The sequence below is a fragment of the Faecalibacterium sp. An192 genome, assembly GCF_002160175.1.
Classification (GTDB): domain Bacteria; phylum Bacillota; class Clostridia; order Oscillospirales; family Ruminococcaceae; genus Faecalibacterium.
On the sequence record NZ_NFKB01000053.1, the window covers coordinates 1 to 19,239 of the forward strand.

General features: G+C 56.6%; 14 protein-coding genes and 3 pseudogenes. 16 read left to right on the forward strand and 1 reads right to left on the reverse strand.

Going from position 1 to position 19,239, the window contains the following annotated elements:
* Positions 1–91: 91 nt before the first annotated feature.
* The 4 genes and pseudogenes from B5F27_RS13365 to B5F27_RS13380 form a co-directional block, all read left to right on the forward strand.
* A pseudogene (locus tag B5F27_RS13365) lies at positions 92–1,024 on the forward strand (conjugal transfer protein TraE); the annotation flags it as partial.
* Positions 1,021–2,745: an NlpC/P60 family protein gene (locus tag B5F27_RS13370; protein ID WP_087368502.1), complete on the forward strand. Its 1,725-nt coding sequence runs from the start codon at positions 1,021–1,023 to the stop codon at positions 2,743–2,745. The pseudogene B5F27_RS13365 and the gene B5F27_RS13370, both read left to right, overlap by 4 nt.
* Before the next feature lie 14 nt (positions 2,746–2,759).
* Entirely contained in the window at positions 2,760–3,026 is a 267-nt protein-coding gene (locus B5F27_RS13375; protein WP_087368505.1) for a DUF4315 family protein, read from the forward strand.
* Complete coding sequence (locus B5F27_RS13380; protein ID WP_242962198.1) at positions 3,007–3,711, forward strand: DUF4366 domain-containing protein; 705 nt, start codon at positions 3,007–3,009, stop codon at positions 3,709–3,711. The genes B5F27_RS13375 and B5F27_RS13380 overlap by 20 nt, the downstream gene beginning before the upstream one ends.
* A 59-nt stretch (positions 3,712–3,770) precedes the next feature.
* Here B5F27_RS13380 and B5F27_RS13385 read toward each other — a convergent pair whose 3' ends face one another.
* Positions 3,771–4,703 carry an Abi family protein gene (locus tag B5F27_RS13385; protein WP_087368507.1) on the reverse strand — a complete coding sequence of 311 codons (933 nt, stop codon included), beginning with the start codon at positions 4,701–4,703 and terminating at the stop codon, positions 3,771–3,773.
* A 157-nt stretch (positions 4,704–4,860) separates the two neighbouring features.
* On the opposite strand from B5F27_RS13385, the gene B5F27_RS13390 reads away from it, so the two are divergent.
* The 12 genes and pseudogenes from B5F27_RS13390 to B5F27_RS13440 all read left to right on the forward strand — a co-directional run bounded on the left by B5F27_RS13390 (position 4,861) and on the right by B5F27_RS13440 (position 19,116).
* Positions 4,861–6,951 carry a type IA DNA topoisomerase gene (locus B5F27_RS13390; RefSeq protein ID WP_087368510.1) on the forward strand — a complete coding sequence of 697 codons (2,091 nt, stop codon included), beginning with the start codon at positions 4,861–4,863 and terminating at the stop codon, positions 6,949–6,951.
* Positions 6,948–7,160 (forward strand): transposon-transfer assisting family protein, encoded by a 213-nt coding sequence (locus B5F27_RS13395; RefSeq protein WP_087368512.1) that lies wholly within the window; start codon positions 6,948–6,950, stop codon positions 7,158–7,160. Before B5F27_RS13390 ends, B5F27_RS13395 begins: the two co-directional genes overlap by 4 nt.
* Before the next feature lie 10 nt (positions 7,161–7,170).
* Complete coding sequence (locus tag B5F27_RS13400) at positions 7,171–7,701, forward strand: hypothetical protein (RefSeq protein ID WP_087368514.1); 531 nt, start codon at positions 7,171–7,173, stop codon at positions 7,699–7,701.
* A gap of 783 nt (positions 7,702–8,484) precedes the next feature.
* Positions 8,485–8,838, forward strand: a complete 354-nt coding sequence (locus B5F27_RS17305) for a TnpV protein (protein WP_242962199.1) — start codon at positions 8,485–8,487, stop codon at positions 8,836–8,838.
* Positions 8,839–8,915: 77 nt separating this feature from the next.
* Positions 8,916–15,911 (forward strand): annotated as a pseudogene (locus B5F27_RS13405) (SNF2-related protein); the annotation flags it as partial.
* Positions 15,908–16,198 (forward strand): annotated as a pseudogene (locus B5F27_RS17310) (DUF3848 domain-containing protein); the annotation flags it as partial. The pseudogenes B5F27_RS13405 and B5F27_RS17310, both read left to right, overlap by 4 nt.
* Positions 16,199–16,252: 54 nt before the next feature.
* Positions 16,253–17,035, forward strand: coding sequence for a DUF3849 domain-containing protein (locus B5F27_RS17315; RefSeq protein WP_343214643.1), 783 nt, complete (start codon positions 16,253–16,255; stop codon positions 17,033–17,035).
* The gene (gene mobC, locus B5F27_RS13420) at positions 17,032–17,376 is read left to right on the forward strand and encodes a plasmid mobilization relaxosome protein MobC (protein ID WP_087368518.1); all 345 of its coding nucleotides are present in this window, start codon (positions 17,032–17,034) and stop codon (positions 17,374–17,376) included. The genes B5F27_RS17315 and mobC overlap by 4 nt, the downstream gene beginning before the upstream one ends.
* Before the next feature lie 107 nt (positions 17,377–17,483).
* On the forward strand, positions 17,484–17,789 hold the full coding sequence (locus B5F27_RS13425) for a hypothetical protein (RefSeq protein ID WP_087368520.1): 306 nt from the start codon (positions 17,484–17,486) through the stop codon (positions 17,787–17,789).
* Positions 17,786–18,100 carry a CD1845 family protein gene (locus tag B5F27_RS13430; protein WP_087368522.1) on the forward strand — a complete coding sequence of 105 codons (315 nt, stop codon included), beginning with the start codon at positions 17,786–17,788 and terminating at the stop codon, positions 18,098–18,100. The genes B5F27_RS13425 and B5F27_RS13430 overlap by 4 nt, the downstream gene beginning before the upstream one ends.
* Before the next feature lie 74 nt (positions 18,101–18,174).
* Positions 18,175–18,768 carry a type IV toxin-antitoxin system AbiEi family antitoxin domain-containing protein gene (locus B5F27_RS13435; RefSeq protein WP_087368525.1) on the forward strand — a complete coding sequence of 198 codons (594 nt, stop codon included), beginning with the start codon at positions 18,175–18,177 and terminating at the stop codon, positions 18,766–18,768.
* 18 nt (positions 18,769–18,786) lie between these two features.
* Positions 18,787–19,116: a hypothetical protein gene (locus B5F27_RS13440; RefSeq protein WP_087368526.1), complete on the forward strand. Its 330-nt coding sequence runs from the start codon at positions 18,787–18,789 to the stop codon at positions 19,114–19,116.
* Positions 19,117–19,239 lie beyond the last annotated feature (123 nt).

The following is a 19,239-nucleotide window of genomic DNA, read 5'->3' on the forward strand; positions in this document are numbered from 1 at the left end:
GCCGCTTGAAAAAGTGATGAAATGCTTGAGCCGTATGACGGGAAATCTGTCACGTACGGTTCTTAGGCGGGAAAGCGGTGGTAACACCGCCGACCCAGCCGATTACGCGGCCCTGGTGGAACGGCTCCACGGACAGGTTATCAAAATCTCGCCCACCAGCACCCAGTATATCAACCCTATGGACATCAACAGCAATTACAGCGAAGAAGATAACCCGATTGCCCTGAAATCGGATTTTATTTTGTCGCTGTGCGAACTGGTGGTGGGCGGCAAGGAGGGTCTGCTGCCGGTGGAGAAAACCGTCATCGACCGCTGTGTGCATCAGATTTATCAGGAATACTTCAGGGACCCTCAGCCTGAGAAAATGCCGCTGCTGGAGGACCTCTACAACGCTCTCTTGAAGCAGGAAGAAAAAGAGGCCCACCATGTGGCCACCGCCCTTGAAATTTATGTCAAAGGCAGTCTGAACCTGTTCAATCACCGGACCAATGTGGACATCAACAACCGTTTTGTCTGCTACGACATCCGGGAGCTGGGCAAGCAGCTCAAAAAAATCGGGATGCTGGTGGTGCAAGACCAGGTCTGGGGGCGCGTCACGACCAACCGTTATGGCGGAAAAACTACACGATACTATGTAGATGAGTTCCATCTGCTCTTGCGTGAGGAACAAACTGCTGCTTACAGCATCGAGATTTGGAAGCGGTTCCGCAAGTGGGGCGGCGCGCCCACCGGCATCACCCAGAACGTGAAGGATCTGCTTGCCTCCCGGGAAGTCGAGAACATCTTTGAGAACTCCGACTTCATCCTCATGCTTAATCAGGCCGCGGGTGACCGGCAGATTCTCGCCAAGCAGCTCAACATTTCACCCCATCAGCTCAGCTATGTGACCCATTCCGGTGAAGGTGAGGGCCTGCTATTCTACGGCAACGTCATCCTGCCCTTTATTGACCGCTTCCCGCAGGATACCGAGCTGTATAAGATTATGACGACCAAGTTCTCGGACGGCACAGGTGAGGCCGGATGAAGCGCAAAACCACCCGCCTGACCTTCACCGAGGAAGAACTGGCGGACAAAGGCGTCCGCCGTGCGGCCAGGAAAGCGTCCCGCGCCGCCGACCGGGCCGACAAGGCCAAGGCGAAACTCTCCACCCGCGCCCCGCCCAAGCGGGGCCTCAAGATGGAGACGGACAAGGCCAAAGAGCGGAGCGCCCAGCTTCGCTTTGGCAAGGCCGAGTTTGGGGACGAAATTGCCAAGCCCAAACGCCGCAAGCCCGGCGCAGAGGCACTGGCAGGCGGCGAGGCTCACCGCCAAATCGACAAGCAGAACCAGGATGAGAACACCGGCGTTCAGGCCGCCCACGAGGGGGAACGGCTTGCCGAGGGCGCGGCAAAAAAGCTGAAAGACGCCAAGTACAGCAAGAAACTGAAAGCCTACAAGAAGGCTGAGAAGCTGGACAAAGCCGCAGATAAAGCCAACATCCGGGCGCTGCACCGCAAGCAGCAGGCCGCGCAGCCTGCGTCCAACCCCATCTCCCGATGGAAACAGCGCCAGCAGATCAAGGCCAGCTATTATGCCCGCAAGTCCGGGGGCAAGGCGAGCGGCAGCGCGGCCAATTCCGCCCGCAGCGCCGCCACCAAAAAGGCCAAGGCCGCGGCGGCCAAGACAGCGCAGTTCGTCTCCACCCACGCCCACATGATCCTGATGGGTGGCATCCTGGTCCTGGTCATCCTGGTCATTTTCAGCTTTGTGACCTCCTGTTCGGTGTTCTTTCCGGGCGGGACAGGTACGGTCTGGACCACTTCTTACACCGCCGAGGACGAGGACATTCTGGGAGCGGAGAGCGATTACTGCCAAATGGAAGCCGCCCTGAAGGCCGAGATCGAAGCTATCCCGTCCAGTTACCCCGACTACGACGAGTACAACTTCAACCTGGACCCCATCACCCACGACCCGCACCAGCTGGCCGCCATGCTGACGGCAATTCACGAAGCCTACACCCGCGGCGAGGTGCAGGGCACTATGTCTGCTATCTTTGACGCGCAGTACGAGCTGATTTTGACCGAGACCATCGAGATACGCACCCGGACCGAGACCCGCACCGGTACCGACCCCACCACTGGCGAGACCTACAGCTACGAAGTTGAGGTGGAGTATGAGTGGAAAATTTTGAACATCACTTTGCTCAACTATGGCATCGACACGGTGGCTTACGGGATGCTGTCGGGGGACGATTTGGAACGGTATCAGATTCTGCAGGAGACCCAGGGCAACCGCCCGGAACTGTTCGGCGGGTTCTCTCTATCGGTCGGCTCAGACGGTTCCGGTGAAGCAGGCATCGACTATGAAGTCCCCGCCGAGGCTCTCACCGACCCCGAGTTTGCAGTCATGCTGAAAGAAGCCGAGAAGTATCTGGGGACGCCCTACGTCTGGGGCGGTTCCACCCCGGAAACTGGCTTTGACTGTTCCGGCTATGTCTGCTGGGTGCTCAATGAATCCGGCTGGGATGTGGGCCGCACCACGGCCAACGGCCTGTGGCAGCAGGCCGCGAAAATCTCGGAACAGGAAGCCAAGCCCGGCGACCTGGTATTTTTCGAGGGTACTTACGACACGGCCGGCGCGAGCCATGTGGGTATCTATGTTGGCGATGGCATGATGATTTCCGCCGGAGACCCCATCAAATATTCGGATATTCATTCAAGTTATTGGGACAAACACCTGCTGGGCTTTGGCAGGATTCCCAAGTGAAACGGAGGTATACAATGAGCGAAAAACTGGACAAGCTGCGGGCAGACCTGGCGAAAGCCAGAGAGCGCCGCATCCAACTGAATAACCGCATCGAGCTGCTGGAACGGCGCATTTCAGAAGCCGAGAAAGTGGAAGTGGCTGAGATGGTCCGGGTAGCCAATCTCACCCCCGAACAGCTCGCCGCCCTGCTTCAGCAGGCGGGCAACGCCACCCCCAACCCTGCGGCTCTGGCCGCCGTGGAAACCGCAAAGGAGGAACCGCGTGAAGAAAACTTTGAATAAGCTGACCTGTATCCTGGCATCCCTGACCGTGCTCATGGGCTGTATGGCGACGCCAGCTTTTGCCTATGGCGGCGAGAGCAGCGAGGAAACGACTGCGCCGTCCATCTTTGAGACGGACGAGGAAGAACCGGTAACGGTGATCGAGCAGGACACCGGCCCCCTGACCCCAGAAGGCAACCTGACAGTGGTGGACGATTACCAGACCACCTTCTCGGACGGCACAGCCCAGCAGTTCATCACCCTGGTGAGCAAATCCGGGGCCTATTTCTATCTCATCATCGACCGGGCCGCCGACGGCGACCAGACGGCCCACTTCCTCAACATGGTGGACGAGGCTGACCTGCTGGCCCTTATGGACGAGGAGGACATCCCCGAGCCGGAACCTGAACCCGAACCGGCCCCGGAACCAGAGCCTCTCCCTGAGCCGGAACCCGAGGAAGAAGAGGACGGCGCGGGCAAGTTCATCCTGGTGCTGCTGGTACTGGCCGGCATCGCCGGCGGCGGCGCATACCTCTGGCTGAAGATGCAGCAGAAGAAGCGCGAGGCCGAGGAAAACAAGCCGGACCCCGACGCCGACTACCGCGAGGACGAGGAGGAGATCATCCTGCCGGATGAGGAACCGGAAGCTGACGAGGAAGCCGAGCGCAAGGCATACCAGGCCAGCGACGGGTACGAGGAGGAGTAAGACAGTATGATGGAGAAAAAATGGGGGCGGCCACGGGGGCCGCCCTTATCCAATAGCTGCTATAATTGATAAGATGTTATTTTGCTCCAGTTTTCTGGAAATCCCATTGCATTCAAAAGCTCGATTTCAGAGATATGTGTTGTTGCTTTAAGGAACTTTTTGATTTGCAGACGCAGCAATCTCTTGAAGGTAACAAACTCATCGGCGGGTAACAAATACCGAAACGCAATAACGACTGCAAATAAGTCACATTTGCCGAACTGATATGTACCGCCTTTTTGGGGGATGTTCAGCTTCCTGTGGAGAGTGGTATTCGGGATGGAATCTTTGGAGCGATAAGAAAAAAGCCGTTCGTTGTGAGCACATACATTTCGGAATTTCGTTAGAACAGACAGATATTGGCCAAGCTGCTTTTCATTGACGTGTAAAAAATTTTTGCTGACTTTTGCTTTCAAATCAAATGGAAAGAACATATACATTTTAGATAGTGCTCCAAATGTAAGAGCATTGACCAGCACCCACAGAGGAACATTGTGATACGAGTTGCGCTGATACTCAATATATGGGTATTGTGTGGTTTGCGTCAGCTTATCCAGCTCTGAAATCAAACGATCGACACCAGCTTTATTCTTCTGCGTATAATTATAGTTTGCCGCGAATAGATAAGCGTTTTGCTTTTCGCCGTATTTCTCCGTGAAATAATAAGATAAAAGCGAACGAAGGTGTTGCTCTATGTGCAGAAGGTATTTTAGAAACAATGCGCGAATATCTTCATCAAACTCATAAAGAGCTACGATTTCGTCAAAGGATGTGTTTTCCTTATAGACCTTCTGTCCAGGAATACGAAACAGGTGCTTGTAGCCGCTGATAAGAGAGTAATAGCTGATGTGTTTTAGTTTGCTTTTGGCTTCTGATTCGTTTGGAATCAGAATATGTTTTTCATCCCTCAGTTTATCAATTTGCTGGTCATAAGTCATGAATGGCTTTGGCATTTTTACTTCCTCAATTCCAAAAAGAAAAGGGAGCTCCTTGCGGAACCCCCTCTCTGGCCATGGGCCTCACAAGTATCCATGGCACGATCACTGATATATATTATATGTATCAGACCTGAAAAAGTCAACACCAAAATCGTGAAGGGAGCGTGATTTTCTGTCCCAACTCATCATCACCGAAAAGCCCTCGACCGCCCAGGCCATCGGCAAAGCCCTGGGCAGCGTAAAGCGCCGGGATGGCTACCTGGAAGCAGACGGCTATCTCATCAGCTGGTGTGTCGGCCATCTGGTAGAGCTGGCCCCGCCCGGCAGCTATGACGAGCGCTTCGCCCGATGGAACCGGGCCGACCTGCCCATCCTGCCCAAAGAGTGGCAGTACCTCGTGAGCAGTTCTACCAAAAAGCAGTTTGAAGTCCTGCACGGCCTCATGGCCCGGCCCGATGTGGAAAGCCTTGTCTGCGCCACCGACGCCGGACGGGAGGGCGAGCTGATTTTCCGCCTCGTCTACCACCAGTGCGACTGCAGAAAACCATTTACCCGCCTCTGGATCAGCAGCATGGAGGACGCCGCCATCCGGGCGGGCTTTGCAAACCTCAAACCCTCAGCTGAATACGATGCTTTGTACAAAGCAGCCCTTTGCCGGGAGCGCGCCGACTGGTTGGTCGGCATCAACTCTTCCCGGCTTTTTTCGTGCCTGCACGGCCAGACCCTGAATGTAGGCCGGGTCATGACCCCCACTCTGGGCATGACGGTGGAGCGGGAGGCAGCCATCGAGGCGTTCCGCCCGGAACCCTTTTATAATGTACTTTTGAAAATGGAGGGATGTATGGCCAGCAGCGAACGATTTAAGGACAAGGCCCAGGCCGAGTGGCTTTTGGCAGAGTGCCAGAAAAGCAGCCGGGTCTTTGTGCAAAAGACCGAGCGGAAAGAGAAAAGCGAAGGCCCGCCTGCCCTTTACGACTTGACTACGCTTCAGCGGGACGCCAACCGGATGCTGGGTTACTCGGCGCAGCAGACCCTCGACTACACCCAAGCCCTGTATGAAAAGAAGCTGGTGACCTACCCCCGCACCGACAGCCGGTATCTGACCGGAGACATGGAGCCTGGCTTGCCCGAGCTTGTCCGGCAGACCGCCGCTTGCTTTGGCGTGACCGGCGAAATCCCCATCCAATCCAAACAGGTCATCAACGACAAAAAGGTCAGCGACCACCACGCAATCCTGCCCACCAGGAGCATGGCGAAAGCTGACCTTTCTTCTTTGCCCGCGGGTGAGGCCAGCATCCTGCGCCTGATTGCGGCCCGCCTGCTGGCCGCCGTGGGCGAGCCGTACCGCTATGCGGAAACCACGGTACAGATGGAGTGCGCCGGGAAGGTCTTCACCGCCAAAGGCAAGACCGTTCTGGCCGATGGCTGGAAAGCAGCAGAGCGGGCCGTCCTTGGGGATGTTGCCCAAAAGGACAAGGAAAAACTGGAGATTCTGCCAGAGGTGCAGGAGCAGGCGGCCCTGCCCATTTTTTCTGCTGAGCTGAAAGAGGGCAAAACGTCCCCGCCCAAGCACTACACCGAGGATACATTGCTTTCTGCAATGGAGAGTGCTGGGAAAGAGAATATGCCAGAGGAAGCCGAGCGCCGGGGCATCGGGACGCCGGCCACCCGGGCGGGTATCATCGAAAAGCTGGTCAAGAAAGGCTTTCTGACCCGCGAGGGCAGCGGCAAGACAAAGAACCTCATCCCCACCGAGAAGGGCCGGACGCTCATCGCTGCGATGCCTGAACAGCTCAAGTCCCCGGCCATGACCGCCGACTGGGAGAAAAAGCTGGCCGAAATCGAACACAGCAACTATACATCTGAACAGTTTATGGAGGAAATCGAATCTATGATGAAACATCTTGTAAATCAGTACGCCAACATCCCCAATGCCCCTGCCAAGGCCGCCCCCGGCGCGTCTGTGGTAGGCGTCTGCCCTCACTGCGGCGCAGACGTGGCCGAGCGCGAGAAAGGTTGGTTCTGTTCCAACCGGGAGTGCCGGTTTGTGCTCTGGAAGGACAACGCCTTCTTCAAGCGGCTGGGCAAGCATCTGACCCGGCAGCTGGTGGATAAGCTGCTGCGGGATGGCCGTGCCCGGCTCAAGGACTGCAAGAGCCAGCGCACCGGTAAGCCCTACAACGCATCCGTCCTGATGGCCACCGAGGCCGACGGCCGGGCAAGGTTCAGCCTGGAATTTGAGAACAGCGGAGGTGGCAGATGAACAATTTCACTTATGAAGAAGTCAACCTGATGGCCCTTTACAACACCGGCAGCCGGGAGCGGTTGATTGAAAGCCTGACTGAGATGCGTACTTATCTCACCTTGTCAGAGGTGGAGCTGCGGGACCTGACCGACAGTACCCTCGATAAGCTCTATGGCATGACCGACGCCGAGTTCGACGCCTTGGAGCTGTACCCGGACTTTATCTAAGGAGGGGCCTATGGCAGACGAAAAAGACAGCAAGTGGCAGTTCTATATCATCCCCGACCTGGCCACCTGGACAGGGGCGGCCGGGAGTAAACCGTACACACCCATTGAATTTTACGACACCTACGAACAGGCAGCGGCCCGCTTTCAGGAATTACGGACCGAACCCTACAACAGCGAGGATTTGACCGGTGCCCGGCTGACCTTCGGCATCCAGCGTGAGGACCCGCCCGGCGCAGCCGATCTGCTTCACGTCCGGCAGGGCAAGAACTACCTGGTGGACGATTACACCCGGATGGCCTCTCTGAACCAGAGCCCTGAGGTCATGGATGTTCTGAAGCAGATGAGGAAAGACCTGGGCTTTGACCGCATCCGCGTCTATGAAAAGCGCGCAAGTGAACCAAAGGATATGGCCTTTAGCCGGTGGAAGCACCCCCTCAAGCCGAGCCTGCGAAAGTCGGTGCTGGGGGAGCTGAAGGCAACTGCGCCCCAGCCCAAAGCAGATACACCACCTCGGAAAACGAAGGACAGGGGCCGGGAGTAAAGGAGGGCGGTATGTCAGAAAAGACGCTTTATTATGCCAAACTGGCCGAAGACACCGCCCGCCGACTGACAGGGAACTGGGAGCGCTGGGCGGAATTTTTGTCTCTGGCGAGTAGACTATACAAATACCCTTACCCCGACCAGCTCATGATTTACGCACAGCGCCCCGACGCCACGGCCTGCGCTGAGTACGACATCTGGAATAACCGCATGAACCGCTATGTCCGGCGCGGCTCCAAGGGCATCGCCCTGCTGGACGATAACAGCCAGCGCCTGCGATACGTCTTTGACGTATCGGACACCGGCACCCGCCGAAACTCCCTGGACCCCGACCAGTGGCGGATGACCTACGAGTTCCGCCAGCCGGTGGCGGAGATGCTGTCAAAGACTTACGGCGTCAGCGACCCGAACTTTGCCCAGCAGCTTGCGAACCTGTCGGGCAGGCTGGTGGAGGATTACTGGGACAACAACAGCCGGGATGTCCTCGACATCGTTGACGGATCGCTTCTGGAAGGGTATGATGATCTTAGCATCGAGATGGAGTTCAAGTCGGCTGGGGCCGCCAGCATCACCTACCTGCTACTGTCCCGGTGCGGCATTGAACCGGACGGCTGGTTTGACCGGGACGATTTCGCGGCGATTTATTCCTTCGATACCCCGGCAGCCGTGGGGGTGCTGGGCACCGCGGTCAGCGACAGCTGCCGCCAGGTGCTGCGGCAAATCGAACGGACCATCAAGACCACCATTCGCAGACGAAACATAGAAATGGAAAGGAGCGCAGAACATGAACAGCTTGACCTATTCTCAGAACGGGGATTATCTTATCCCGAACCTGACCCTCGACCCGGCCCCGGCCCAGCCTCTGGGCAAGTACGGGCGGATGCGCCAGACCTACCTCAAGCAGAACCGGCCGGTGCTGTACAACCGGATGCTTCTGGCCGGGACCCTGTTCTCGCACCTGCAGGAGGTGGACGAGACCGCCCGGGACCGTCTGGAGCGGATGATGCCCCAGCTGGCGAAGGACGCAGGCGCGACGGAGCAGCTGAAGGCCCGCGACCCGATGCAGTGGGTGGGCCTGATGAACACCTGCAAGGCCCAGGCAGAGGAAATCCTGATGGCGGAACTCATCAACAGTTAAGCCTTTTTCCTACAGAGGCCGAGCAGATTATAGCCATCGACCGGCGAGCGGAGACCGAAAAAGTCTCCGCTTTTTCTTTTTCCAGCGAGGATATTGCGCTGGCCCTGGCCAGTGGCAGCGGCTTTGCCCACGGCAAAGAGCGGATTGTGGCCTTCTTCCAGGAGAACCACACCCCCAAAGAACGGGCCGAGTTTTTGAAAAACGAGTACGGCATCGGAGGGCAGACCTGGACTTTCCTGGATGGCAGCCACGGTTTCCTGGAATACAATGCCCGAGGCATCCAGTTGCGCTCCTATCCCGAGGGGCAGGAGCAGAGGTTCAGCTGGTCCGATGCAGCAAAGAGGATCGGGATTCTGATTGCCGCCGGCAAGTATCTGGATGCGCCGAGACAGGAGGAACCCATTTGGGAATACAACGGCGTCAAGGAACGTCACCCGGATGACCTGATCCTGTACCAGATGGGCGACTTTTTCGAGCTGTACGGTGAAGATGCCCGCACCGCCGCTGCTGAGCTGGGGATTCAGGTTCACAGCCGCGCGATTCCGGGCGGCGGCCGGGTGGATATGTGCGGCGTCCCGGCAGATCAGCTGGAACAGATTGTGGAGCAGCTGCGTAACAAACATAATGTGACCATTTCCGCTGTCCCGAAAAACGGCGGGGAGCGTCAGGAGTATTCTCTGCGCTCTATCGACCACGAGGCGGAGCAGGCCATTGATACCCATGAAGCGGAGTTTGGTGCAGATGGGGTCCGGGCGTTCCCGGATGGGGAAACCGGCAAAGCAGCTACACTTCGGGAGCTGCATGAGCAGTATAAGCCCATTGTGCTGGAGGCGGTCAACCGGGATACCAGATATGGGAATGTTTGCAGCGACGGCGACCGAGAACGCGCTGTGATCGAAGGTCGGGCAGCCGTCCAGCGGGCGGTTTTGTCATCTGGCAATCAGGAACTGCTTCATCTCTATTCCCATATCCCCGAGTTCCGGCAGCGCCTGACGCGGGAAGTCATCGACGAGACCTATCCCAAACTCCATGAGCTGCTGCGTCCTCTCTCGGATGCGGACATCGACAAGGCCATCCAGGCTTGGAACGGCAATATCGAGAGCAAACACACTGTTGCTCGCTACATGGAAAAACATGGACGGGAGAAAGACGCCGCCGCATGGCTGGCCCATGAGTTTGACGGCGGCGAAGGACGCACCCCGTTCACAGTCCGCCCGGACAGCCCCAAAGGAACGGTGCTGCCCTGGCCCAAGGTCCAGCGTCGGATCGCCCAGCTCATCAAGGAAGATCGCTTCTACACCGAAGCGGAGCAGGACCGTTTTGACAATATCGACCCCGTCGCCATCCGGGAGGCCCTGGCCGAACGCGGCATCGTGAACGGCCAGGTGGTTGACCCCGAAAAGCTGGACAACGACCCGTTCATCCGGCAGGTTATGGCGGACGTGGAAGCCGTTGCCGCCGCAGAAGTGCCTGTGCAGGAACCTGTACCCACCCGCACCCCGTTGGCCCCTGCTTACCGGGAGGGCGACCAGGTGTTTTTGGAGGGTAGCCCTTACGAGATCACCCAGGTGGACACCTACCATGTGGAGCTTTTGCCGCCCGGGCTGCGGTATCCTGTTTTCAGGGAAGAACCGAAGGAGCGGTTTGAACACCTTCTGCGCCAGGACGAGAGGAACGCACATATCACCGACTTTCTGGCCGAACCGCTGGCTTCCATCGACGCGGACATCCGGGAAGCCCTGACCACAGAAGGCAGCCTGCTGGACACGGCAGCCCGGGAAACGCTGTCCGAGATGTTCCAGGCCGGTCAAGGCAACAGGCAGATTGCACAGCATTTGGCGCAAACCTATAGCGGTTTCGCCGATATTGTGGAGCTTACCAGCGGCGAACTGGCGGATTGCTTTGGGAGTGAAGCCGGGCTGGAACTGAACATCAACGACAAGTACGAAACCAAAGTCACCCGCACCTGGGAAGAAGTTGCCCAGACCCTGCGCACCATTTACCAGCTCGGGCAGGACGGTTTTGCACAGGAGGCAAACCAGCCGGAGCCTGTTCAGGCTGAACCGGATGCTGAAAAAGTGGCGGGCACGGAACCACCAAAACCTTTGACGGCGGAACCGGAAACAATTTATCCCGCCGCAGAAAACGGCTTGCCCTACGATGTAGTAATCGAAAAGCTGCACATTGAGGAGCTGGAACATGAAATCTCCACACCTGCCGTCCGGAATTTCCATATCATGGACGATCACTTGGGCGAAGGCGGCCCCAAGGAAAAGTTCTGGCGCAACATCAAGGCCATCGCCACGCTGAAACAGATCGAGCAGGAGAACCGCCAGGCTACCCCGGAAGAACAGCATTTGCTTTCGCAATATGTGGGCTGGGGCGGCCTGCCGGATGCCTTTGACCCGGACAGAGCGGCGTGGAACGCAGAGTATTCAGAGCTGAAAGGACTGCTGACACCGGAGGAATATGCCGCCGCCAGGGCCAGCACCTTGAATGCCCACTACACCAGCCCCACCGTCATCCGTGCTATCTATGAGGCTGTGGAGCAGATGGGTTTCAAGACTGGCAACATCCTGGAGCCGTCCTGCGGCGTGGGCAATTTCTTCGGGATGCTTCCCGAGAGCATGAGCGAAAGCAAGCTGTACGGCGTGGAGCTGGACAGCATTACCGGGCGCATCGCCCAGAAACTCTACCCGGAAGCGACAATCACTGTCGCTGGCTTTGAGACCACCAGCCAGCGGGATTTCTACGACCTGGCAGTGGGCAATGTACCCTTCGGCAACTACAAGGTCAACGACAAAGCCTACAACAACCTCGGTTTTTCCATCCACAACTACTTCTTCGCCAAAGCCTTGGACCAAGTTCGCCCGGGCGGCATTGTCGCCTTCGTGACCTCACGGTACACGCTGGACTCCAAAGACAGCACTGCCCGCAAGCACCTGGCCGAGCGGGCCGACCTGCTGGGGGCCATCCGGCTGCCCAACAATGCGTTCAAAGCCAACGCCGGGACCGAAGTAGTTTCGGACATCATCTTTCTGCAAAAGCGGGACCGGCCCATCGACCGGGAGCCTGACTGGGTGCAACTTAACAAAACGCCGGAAGGCTTCACCGTCAACCAGTATTTTGTGGAGCACCCGGACATGGTTCTGGGCGAACTTTCCACCGAGAACACCCAGTATGGACGGGAGGACATAACGGTCCACCCCTTCGAGGGGGCGGACCTGGCCGCGCAGCTCAAAGAGGCCACAGCAAAGATTCACGGTGAGTACCGGGCGGTGCAGCACACCAAAGCTGAACGAGCCGAGGACACTCCCAATATCCTGCCCGCCGACCCAGGCGTCAAGAACTTCTCCTACACGGTGGTAGATGGTGAAGTGTATTACCGTGAAAACTCCATCATGACCCAGGCAGAATTGGGCGGCGACGCCAGGGAACGGGTCAAAGGCATGGTGGAGCTGCGGCGGGTGGTCAACGAGCTGATCCAGTATCAGCTGGAAGATTACCCTGACGCCGACATCCAGGCGAAACAATCCGAATTGAACACCGCCTACGATGCCTTTGCCTCTAGGTTTGGCCTCATCAATGACCGCAAGAATGGCCGCCTCTTTGAGGATGATTCATCCTATTATCTGCTTTGCTCATTGGAGAATCTGGACGAGAATGGCAAACTGAAAAGCAAGGCGGATATGTTCACAAAACGGACCATCCGGCCTGAACACAGCGTCACCCATGTGGACACCCCTGCCGAGGCGCTGGCCGTCTCGATTGGGGAACGGGGCCGGGTAGATCTGCCCTATATGTCCGAGCTGCTGGGCACCCCGGGCGACTACGAGCGCATTACTTCCGACCTGCAGGGCGTCATCTTCAAGGACCCCTCCGCGGATGCGACCGACCCGGAAGCCGGCTGGCAGACCGCCGACGAGTACCTGTCCGGCAACGTCCGCAACAAGCTGCGGATTGCACAGCTGGCCGTCCAGACCAACCCGGAGTTTGCACCCAACGTGGAAGCTCTGGCCAAAGCCCAGCCCAAGGAACTGGAAGCCTCTGAAATCGACGTGCGGCTGGGCGCAACCTGGCTGGACCCCAAGGTCATCCAGCAGTTTATGCTGGAAACCTTTCAGGTGCCGTTTTATCTGCGGCACGCTGTTCAGGTCAAATTCTCGCCCGCCACCGCCGAATGGCGCATCGAGGGTAAAACCAAGACCGGCTTCAACGATGTGGCTGCTTACGAAACCTTTGGCACCAAGCGGGCCAATGGCTACAAGATTCTGGAAGATACTTTGAACTTGAGGAGCGTCCGTGTCTACGACACCATCGAGGAAGCGGATGGCTCCAAAAAGCGGGTGCCAAACAAAAAGGAGACCACTTTGGCTCAGCAAAAACAGCAGGCCATCAAGGACGCCTTTGGCAACTGGGTCTGGCAGGACCCCCAGCGGAGGGAAACGCTGGTCAAGCAGTACAACGAGCTGTTCAACTCCACCCGGCTCCGGGAATACGACGGCAGCCACATCCACTTTGTGGGGATGAACCCGGAAATCAAGCTGCGGGAGCACCAGCAAAACGCCATTGCCCATGTCCTCTACGGCGGGAATACCCTGCTGGCCCACGAGGTGGGCGCGGGCAAAACCTTTGAAATGGCCGCCTCCGCAATGGAGGCCAAGCGTCTGGGCCTGTGCCAGAAATCGCTTTTCGTTGTTCCGAACCATTTGACCCTTCAGTGGGCGCAGGAGTTCCTGCACCTGTACCCCAGCGCCAAGCTGCTGGTAGCCAGCAAGAAGGACTTTGAAACTGCCAACCGAAAGAAGTTCTGTGCCCGTATCGCCACCGGCGACTACGATGCTGTTATCATCGGCCACAGTCAGTTTGAGAAAATCCCCCTTTCCTTCGAGCGGCAGGAGCGAATCATCCAGGAGCAGATCGACGAGATCCAGAACGCCATCGCCGAGCTGAAAGCCGGCGCAGGCGAGCGTTTTACGGTCAAGCAGATGGAGAAAAGCCGTAAGCAACTGGAAGGCAAACTGGAAAAGCTCAAGGCCACCGAACGCAAGGACGATGTGGTGACCTTTGAAGAATTGGGCGTAGACAGGTTGTTTGTTGACGAGTCACATGCGTTCAAAAACCTTTTTCTTTATACAAAAATGCGTAATGTCGCGGGTTTGTCCACATCCGAGGCCCAGAAGTCCAGCGACATGTTTGGCAAGTGCCGGTACATGGATGAGCTCACCGGCGGCCGGGGCGTGGTGTTTGCCACAGGCACACCGGTGAGCAATTCAATGAGTGAATTGTATACGGTCATGCGCTACCTGCAATACGGCACCTTACAGCAGAAGGGCCTGACCCATTTTGACTGCTGGGCGTCCACCTTCGGTGAGACAACCACTTCCATCGAGCTGGCCCCCGAGGGCACCGGCTACCGGGCCAGGACCCGCTTCGCCAAGTTCTTCAACTTGCCCGAACTCATGACCATATTCAAGGAAGTGGCCGACATCAAGACCAGTGACCAGCTCCATCTCCCGGTTCCCGAGGCAAAGTTTGAAACCGTGCTCGTCAAGCCCTCTGAGATACAGAAAGAGATGGTACAGTCTCTTTCGGAACGGGCGGGCAAAATCAACGCTGGGCAGGTGGACCCGTCCGAGGACAATATGTTGTGTATAACCAATGATGGCCGGAAAATCGGCCTCGACCAACGCCTCATGAACCCTATGCTGCCGGATGACCCGGGCAGCAAGGTGAACGCCTGTGTCGGCAACGTGCTGCGCATCTGGGAAGAAGGCAAAGCGGATCGGTTGACCCAGCTCCTGTTCTGCGATTTGTCCACGCCCAAAGGAGACGGGCAGTTCAACATCTACGATGATGTGAAGAAAAAATTGCTGGCGGCAGGTGTGCCGGAGAGCGAGGTGGCCTTCATCCACACCGCCGATACCGAGGCAAAAAAGAAAGAGCTGTTCTCCAAGGTGCGCACCGGCAAAGTGCGCATTTTACTCGGAAGTACGTCAAAAATGGGGGCAGGGACAAACGTCCAGGATCGGCTTGTGGCAGTCCACCACCTGGACGTGGGCTGGAAGCCCTCGGACATGACCCAGCGCAACGGACGTATCATCCGGCAGGGAAACAAAAATAAGACGGTGCATATTTTTAACTATGTCACCGAGGGGACATTTGACAGCTATATGTTCCAAACACTGGAAAATAAACAGCGTTTCATCAGTCAAATTATGACCAGTAAAAGCCCGGTCCGCTCTTGCGAGGACGTGGACGAACAGGTCCTCAGTTACGCCGAAGTCAAAGCCCTGTGCGCGGGCAATCCGCTCATCAAGGAGAAAACGAATCTGGAGGTAGAAGTGGCAAAGCTCAAAATCCTCAAAGCAGACTACCAGAGCCAGAGATACCGGCTGGAAGATAGGCTGCTCAAAGATTTCCCGGCCAGCATCCAGTATAAGCAGTCCGAAATTGCTGCGCTGCGGCGGGATGCAGAGACGGCAAAAAATCACCCCCAGGGCAAGGAGTTCTGCGGCATCGAGATACGGGGGATGCACTTTGACGACAAATTAGCTGCCGGTGAGCGGCTGCTGACTGCCTGTCAGGAAATGCCCTCTGCCGAGGCGGTGACCCTTGGCAGTTACCGCGGTTTTGGGCTGGACTTGCAGTTCGATTCCTTCCGCAACGAGTATCAGGCGATTTTGCGGGGCGAGACAAGCCACTTTGTCTCTCTGGGCACCGATGCCCGCGGCAACCTGACCCGTATAGACAACGCCCTGGACAACCTGCCGGAGCGGGTGGAGCAGGCAGAAAATGCTTTGCAGGCCCTTTACCAGCAGCGGGATGCGGCCCAGGTTGAGTTGGAAAAGCCTTTCCCGCAAGAGGAAGAACTGGCCGCCAAGTCTGCCCGTCTGGCCGAGCTGGACTCCCTGCTCAACATGGATGCCCACCCCGAGCCGGAGGAAGATATTACCGAACCGGAACCGGGCCAGAAGCAAAAGCCATCAGTGCTGGCGGAACTGAAGGCCGCCGGATCTGAGCGCTCACCCACACAACCCAAAGCACATAAAAAGGAGGCGCAGGAGCGATGACAAACGAAGAACTGAATACGGCGCTTTACAAGAAAATGTTTGCGGAGCAGGACAAATTCCGCGACTGGCTGAAAAGCCAGCCCTCAGCAGAGGTTTTGAACCATGCTTATGAGTACACCGTCCGGGAGGACATCCTGCTTTCTCTGGAATATAATGACCTGACCGACGCCCAGGCGTCGGCTCTGCTGGCATCGCCGTCCCCGCTGGCAGACATTTACCAGGAGTTTGACCGGATGGAGTCCAGCCACATGGAGGAAATTTGGAGCTGCATCGAGAGCCGGGCCGACGCCATGCAGGTCTCGCAGCTGGACCAGGCAAAACAGCTGATCAACGAGTTCTGTATGAGCGAGTACGATGCCCCCGCAGACTTTGATGATCTGAGCCGCATTGACGTAGCCTACACAACCGTAGGCAACGACGGCTACCCTTTGCAGGTGTATGTAGACCTCAAGGAATACAAGATCGAGAGGGAGCTGGAAGAAAGGCCGCTGGATGTCCGGCAGTATTCTTCGCTGGAAGAGTTGATCGAGAACGAGCTGAAAGGGATGGACTTTCAGGAGCTGGTGGCCGTGACCGAAGCGGAAATCCAAACGGCGCTGGCCGCCGCGGAGGAGGAAGTCGCGTTGTCTGACTTACCGGTCTACCGGGAGAATTTCGATTATGCCCGTGAGTGCAGAGAAGTGGAAACCTACCGGATTTCCTTGCAGGCCAACATCGCCTGCAAGGAGGCCATCGAGCAGGCAATCAGCCAAAGCTATGATGGTCGGCGTTTAGCCGAGGGAACCGCCGCCAAGGTGATGAATCAGTTTGGCGCGGAGCGCGTCCTGTACGTTTTGGCCAACACCATCCAGCAGAAGGAGTGGGACGGCCGCTTTACTTATCCCAACAAAGAGTGGGCCAAAACGGTGAGCATCCCGCCCAATATGGATTCTTTCGGCATGGACCGGAACTATGCGTTTGCAGTGAGCAGCCATCCCGGACTGATCGACCTGTTCGTGACCCAGGCGCGGAAAGAAATGGAGCGTCAGCCCCGCACCTCGGTGCGGGAGCAGCTCCGGCAGGCACAAAAGGAGACGGGAAAGAAAGCGCCCGCCACCCACAAAAAGAAAGAGCCGGAGCGATGAACCGGCCCAAACGCAAGCGGGATGTGCAGCTCAATTTTCGGGTTTCCTCTGCGGAGCTGGCCGCGATTGAGGACAAAATGGCCGCGCTGGGCATTTTCAATCGGGAAGCCTATCTTCGGAAGATGGCGCTGGACGGCTATGCGGTCAGGCTGGATTTGCCGGAACTGAAGGAGCTGCTGTCCCTTCTGCGGCGCAGCAGCAGCAATCTGAACCAACTCGCGCGGCGGGTCAATGCGACGGGCCGCATCTACGAGGCGGACATCGCAGACCTCACCCGCAGGCAGGAGGAACTGCTTGAGGGCGTCCGGGCTGTGCTGCTGCAGCTCGCAAATATTTCTTGAAGGAGTGGGAGGCGGCGCGGCTGCCTCCCGCTCTTTTTTGTTTGCGGCATCCTTGCTTTTTGGACGTTTATGGGAGATAATGAGAGCAAAGCTGGAGGTGATAATCAATGCTGACGTTTGAAGCTGTTCTGGATATGTTCCAATCCTATCTGAAAGAAGATTTGGAGGAAGAAGTTCTGCCCTGCAGGCGCGGCTATGTCCGGGTGACGTGGAACGGGGATGACCGCGATTGCGTGGATGGCATCCTCTGCCGGACGCCGGAGGAACTGTTTGATTTACTGCTGGAAGACTGCCTGGGCTACGAGGAAATCCGGCGCACCAAAGGGCGCGGAGAACTCGATGAGAAAGAGCAGGCCGAACTGGACGAGATACGCAGGTCGTATCTGGCACAGCGCCGGGAGGAAGCAACATGAGCATATTCTGGTTTTTGATTCGCCTGTTATTGAAGGTGGCGTTCGCCCCTGTGGTGCTGGCCCTTATGCTGTTCATCTGGATTTGCGCGGGGATCGTGTTCCTCTCCAGCATGGTGCTGGGTCTGGTCAGCGCGGGGCTTTGCCTGCTGGCTGTCGCACTGCTGTTACTGTGCGGCTCGGTGGAAGGTTTTGTGATTTACCTGTTTCTGGCCTTCCTTGCCAGCCCCTTCGGCCTGCCGATGGCAGTGTTCTGGCTGCTGGGCAAGGTGCAGGGCGTGCAGTACATGATTCGGGATGCCGTGTATGGATAAAGGCTTTCCAGGCAATAACTTTACTTTCATGCTAATTTCGCGTATAGTGTTAGCATGAAAGAGAGGTGAATGTCATGAGCCAATTTGAACAGATGGATCATCTGCTAGAGAATAATGACGGTGTGCTACGCACCGGGCAAGTCGTTGCCGCCGGAATCTCAAAACCCGTTTTTTATCAGTTTGTACGGTCTCGTGGACTGGAACAGGTGGCACATGGGATTTATCTTTCCAAAGATGCTTGGGTGGACGCTATGTATCTTTTACATTTACGCTGCCCACAGGCAATCTTTTCCCATGAAACGGCGCTGTTTTTCCATGACTTGACCGACCGGGAACCTCTGGCCTATTCTGTTACAGTCAAGACTGGCTATAACCCTACCCGCCTCAAGAGCGAGGGCGTTCAGGTCTTTACAATCAAGACGGAGCTACATGAGGTTGGACTGACTACCATGCAAACACCTTTTGGTCATGATGTGCCGGTCTATGATATGGAACGAACTGTCTGTGATGTACTTCGCAGCCGAAACCACATCGAGACGCAGACCTTCCAAGACGCATTGAAGGCGTATGCCAAACGGAAGGATAAAAATCTTCGAATCCTGATGCATGATGCAAAATTGTTCCGTGTCGAGAAAATTTTACGGCAGTACTTGGATGTACTTTTATAACCGCTGCGAGGGCACAGTATGAAAAAGCATGGACATTATTGTAAAGTTTGCGGGGAATATAAGGCAAACGAAAAGTTCTCGGGAAAAGGCCATGCAGCACATATCTGTAAAGCCTGCGCATCCCTGCCCCCTGAAAAGCAAGCTGAAATGATGACCATCAATCGTCTGCTTAGCCTGCCGTGGCGGCTCTCCAAAGCGCAGATCGACTGGCTTAAGAGACGAACCAGGGACCGGCGGCCAGAGGTAAGGGAAATCGCACAACATCAGTACGAAATGCGTTTCCCGCCGAGAGAACTGTTTACAGACGAGTATGATTTTTTAGAAGATACGTTTGAAGATGAAATATAGTAACACCGGCGGCCTGAACTGCTCCAGTAAAAGTAGACAATGAAAAAAGAAGGCCTCCTGTGGTAGAATAAAACTACTACAGGAGGTCTTTGCTATGCCCAGAAAATACAGCCACATTCAGGA